A 214-nucleotide genomic window follows, 5' to 3' on the forward strand; every position below is an offset into this window, starting at 1 on the left:
CTGACGCCCGCGTCATTGATGCCGTCCAGCGGGGCGTAGGGGGCCGCCAGGCAGATGACCTTGTCCATCAGGCCGGTCATATCCTGGTCCACGTCAATGCCCAGGAACTGCAGGCCACAGACGGCGTGGTGGCGGACGAGCAGGCGGCCATGGATATTCTGCAGGCGGTGGGCCGCCGCGGCTGGGACAACGACGACAAAAACAGCTGCACCGT

General features: G+C 65.9%; 1 protein-coding gene. It reads left to right on the forward strand.

Features of this window, described 5'->3' with window-relative positions; all coding sequences use genetic code 11:
* A partial coding sequence (locus tag H6B10_RS17840) for a hypothetical protein (protein WP_204652601.1) occupies positions 1-214 on the forward strand: 214 nt, incomplete at both ends.

It is taken from the genome of Gemmiger formicilis (assembly GCF_016901605.1).
Taxonomy (GTDB): Bacteria; Bacillota; Clostridia; order Oscillospirales; family Ruminococcaceae; genus Gemmiger; species Gemmiger formicilis_B.